At 51.4% G+C, this 3684-nt stretch carries 3 protein-coding genes; 2 read left to right on the top strand and 1 reads right to left on the bottom strand.

Annotated features, from left to right (window positions below):
- Positions 1-145 precede the first annotated feature (145 nt).
- Positions 146-817, bottom strand: a complete 672-nt coding sequence (locus CSQ89_RS20430) for an FFLEELY motif protein (protein WP_099407843.1) — start codon at positions 815-817, stop codon at positions 146-148.
- Between the two features lie 391 nt (positions 818-1208).
- On the opposite strand from CSQ89_RS20430, the gene CSQ89_RS20425 reads away from it, so the two are divergent.
- Both CSQ89_RS20425 and CSQ89_RS20420 read left to right on the top strand, forming a co-directional pair.
- A complete protein-coding gene (locus tag CSQ89_RS20425) occupies positions 1209-1679 on the top strand; it encodes a phasin family protein (protein ID WP_099407842.1) in 471 nt (156 codons plus the stop codon).
- Positions 1680-1919: 240 nt separating this feature from the next.
- On the top strand, positions 1920-3158 hold the full coding sequence (locus CSQ89_RS20420; RefSeq protein WP_099407841.1) for a patatin-like phospholipase family protein: 1239 nt from the start codon (positions 1920-1922) through the stop codon (positions 3156-3158).
- Positions 3159-3684: the final 526 nt, after the last annotated feature.

Here is a 3684-nt window from a genome sequence, read left to right as displayed (position 1 = left end):
ACTTGAATGCCTGAGCATCAAGACGCAGAAGAACCCATTCGCACTTTGCCGCAAGTTACTGATCAACGCCTCTCGCGCGGCTTATGATCAGTTACAGCTGCTTCTCGCAGCTACTGCGTAACATCAGCTAGTAAATTACAACGCTTTACCTGGGGAAGTCCGCAAAGGGGTTTACTTCACCACCGTAGATACGTTCGAGCAGTGCAGTTTCACGGGTTCTGACGGTATCCAGGAAGTAGTCAGCGCCTTCCATATGCAGGAAGGCGGCCACGCCTCGCTCAAGAAAATCCTGTAACTCCCCCAAACCCGCCAAGTGAGCAGGTCCCCGCGCCAAGCGCAGTGCTAACTGCACCATCTGTTTTTTCACCACGACATCAAGCTCACGACCCAACTCATGCACCAAGCGTATCTGCTCGCAACGTTGGGCGTAGTTATCGCAAAGCCGATAGGCCGCTGTATAGTTGACGGCATCAATCGTCTGCACCTGCATGTCGTTGAACAGCTTATGGACCAGCTGCGTATCCAGCGATAAAGTCAGTCGATTCAGATGCAGCGCTTCTTCAATCGCCGCCATCGCGCGTTTGGGCAGTAGGCTCCGCATTTTCACCACGATTCGCTCACCATCCGCATCCCGCTGCGAAAAATCGGTTGGGCCGTAGATATCAGATAGAAAAAAAGTCGTGGCCAAACCATAGCGCGTGCTGCTCGCCAAGTCTGCGTAGCAATGCGCCAAACGCCGTGTCTGCCAGTCGGCCAACAGGTAGCGTTCACGGCTTAGCCCGCTTTGGGCAATGGCTTGACTCAGATTATCGTCCATGGTTGTCGTAAAAATGGGATGGGCAAAAAAAGCACACGAAGATGCAATACAACAGCGAAAAGGCGCGTCAATCCATGTAGTCGTAGCCGGCTGATACATTCCTACAACGTAGCGCCTAAACAACAGTGTGGCGAGACAACAAAATGTGCATAAAAAAACCAATTAAAAACTGTCACTTAGCGAAACCAGCCAACCATAATCTGCTCAAAGACAGGCGATTTCGCCAAGCCGCAGCGTAGAAGCTGCTAAGTAAACTGATGCCACTGCCATAAGCAATAGATGGGGACGTCGGCGGAGTATTTCCACCACTGCGGCCCACTGATTTAAAGGGCAACACACCGTGCCCTTGGATAAAGATCACCGTTCCAACTCATTACCTAAGGAGCCCACCATGGCCAAGTCACTGAAGAAAGCTACTGAAGAAAAGCAATACGCCCACGTTATCCTGGAATCGGCCAATCAAATCTGGCTGGCTGGCCTAGGGGCATTTGCCAAAGCACAGGGTGAAGGTATCAAAGCCTTTGATCATTTGGTTGAAGCCGGCAAACAAGTGGAAGAAAAGAGCCGTAAATCAGCAGAGGAGAAAGTCGTGTCTGTAACCAGTAAAGCTACCGAGACCTGGGACAAATTGGAACAAGTATTCCAAGACCGCGTTGCCCGCGCATTGAACACGCTGGGCGTACCCAGCAATAAAGATCTGGCTGACTTGAACAAGCGCATTGATGAGCTGACCAAGAATGTGAGCGAGTTGGTGAAAAAGCAGACTGTGAAGCCCACAGCTGCGCTTGCCGCCAAAGTAGAAGACAAAGTCGAGAGCAAGACAGTTGCGAAGGCCGACAGCAAACCTGCCACCAAAGCCTAAAACCCATCCAAAGTTAGTAGTGCTGCACCGCCACCCTTATGGAAACTGATAAATACAGCAACCATGGTGGTGGGTGCAGTATGGTTCCCCTCTACACGTTATCAGCAGCAGGTACAAACGTTGCTCTCTCAATGCAATCCTGCTTGCATTCGTCCAGGTTGGTTTATATCAATCCTGTGACCGTGGCCAATCAAGCAAGCGCGTCATCATCCGTCCCGCCCATTGCCGGAGCCACTTTCCATGCCGCGATCCAAACGCAAATCATCTCAACCCTGCATCGGCCTGAATCTGGCTGCGGGTGGCCCTCTGGGCGCCATTTATGAAGTAGGCGCGCTGTGTGCATTGGAAGAAGCCCTTCAAGGCATCGAATTTACCGACCTTGATATCTACGTTGGCATCAGCGCTGGTGGTTTTATCGCCGCAGCCCTGGCCAACCAGATTACGCCCCGGGAAATGTATGAGATCTTTATCACCAGTCGCTCGAAAACCACCCCTTTCGAGCCAGACCAGTTCTTACGACCTGCCTACCGTGAATATCTCAAGCGAATCCTGACTATTCCAGAACTGTTAATGGATGCCTTCTGGGCATTTGCCACGCATCCACAGGAAATAGGGCTGACAGGGGCATTCATGCAACTTGCCCATGCGATCCCCACCGGCCTGTTCGACAATAGCGAAATCGACCGTTTCCTGAGCCGCGTGTTTACCAGCGAAGGCCGCACCAATGATTTCCGCGCCTTGCGCCATAAGCTCTATATCGTCGCCACCGACCTTGATACCGGGCGTTCGGTTAAGTTTGGTGGCATCGGCCACGATCATGTTTCCATATCTAAAGCTGTCCAGGCTTCCTCCGCCTTACCGGGGTTGTTTCCACCCGTGGAAATTGATGGTGATCACTATGTGGATGGCGCCCTGAAGAAAACGCTGCACGCCTCTATCAGCTTGGATGAAGAAGCCGATCTGGTGATCTGCCTCAACCCTATCGTGCCTTTTGATAGCCGCGTCTCCCCCTACGGCCAATCCAATACCCGCGATAAGCTCATGCAGGGTGGTTTACCGGTAGTACTGTCGCAGACGTTTCGTTCCATCATTCATTCGCGCATGCGGGTAGGCATGCAACGCTACGCACATAGCCATTCGGACATCGACATTTTGCTGTTCGAGCCAAGCCATGGCGATAAAGAGATTTTTTTCTCAAATGTGTTCAGTTATGCCGATCGCGAGAATATGTGTGAGCACGCCTATCAGCACACGCGTGCCGACCTGCGCCTTCGGGCTGCAGAGTTAGAACCAACTTTGGCTAGACATGGCATCACGATAAATTATGCGGCTTTAAATGAAGAGCGCTATTTATCAAGCAAGGCGCATAAGCTTTACTTACGCAAACACGCAATTCCGCTGCTACAGCCCAACGCTTCACTCAACCAGCTTTACGCTACATTGGCAACGCTTGAGCAATGGCTGGCATGCCAACGGTAATAAGCGGTTCATTCTAAAGCAATCCCACAGGCATCCGCTTTGATGGAGGCCCTCAATACCCACCCGTCCCTACGCTGCATCAGAAATGTTGCCCTGAAAACACTTTCAGCACGCTCGGCTGACTTTGTAAGCGCCACTGCCGCCTGCGTTTTACCTTTCTCTTGCAAGCTAGAATGGGTTCAAACCGGTTCAATGTCTGCTATCCATCAGCGACTCAGCGTTAAAAACGCCATTGGAATGCGCATTTACCCTTAGTAAACGCCACTTCCTCTGCCATTTCGCCTTGTCTTGCCTTGGTTCACGAGACATTGATCGGATTCTCAGCCTTAGACACCTGTCTAAAGTCTGCTACGTGTCAGTAATACGGCGTTGAAAACACAGTTGAAATGTTCACTTACTGTCTGATGTTACGCAGTAGCTGCGAGAAGCAGCTGTAACTGATCATAAGCCGCGCGGGAGGCGTTGATCAGTAACTTGCGGCAAAGTGCGAATGGGTTCTTCTGCGTCTTGATGCTCAGGCATTCAA

Origin of the sequence: Chitinimonas sp. BJB300, from assembly GCF_002735695.1 — a bacterium.
Taxonomy (GTDB): Bacteria; Pseudomonadota; Gammaproteobacteria; order Burkholderiales; family Chitinimonadaceae; genus Chitinimonas.
The sequence above is the reverse complement of the archived record's forward strand: the minus strand, read 5'-3'. Positions and strand labels throughout refer to the sequence as shown.

Bases quoted from the DNA above. Each gene is read 5' to 3' on its own strand.
- CSQ89_RS20430 (WP_099407843.1), bottom strand. From the start codon at position 817: ATGGACGATAATCTGAGTCAAGCCATTGCCCAAAGCGGGCTAAGCCGT.
- CSQ89_RS20425 (WP_099407842.1), top strand. From the start codon at position 1,209: ATGGCCAAGTCACTGAAGAAAGCTACTGAAGAAAAGCAATACGCCCAC.
- CSQ89_RS20420 (WP_099407841.1), top strand. From the start codon at position 1,920: ATGCCGCGATCCAAACGCAAATCATCTCAACCCTGCATCGGCCTGAAT.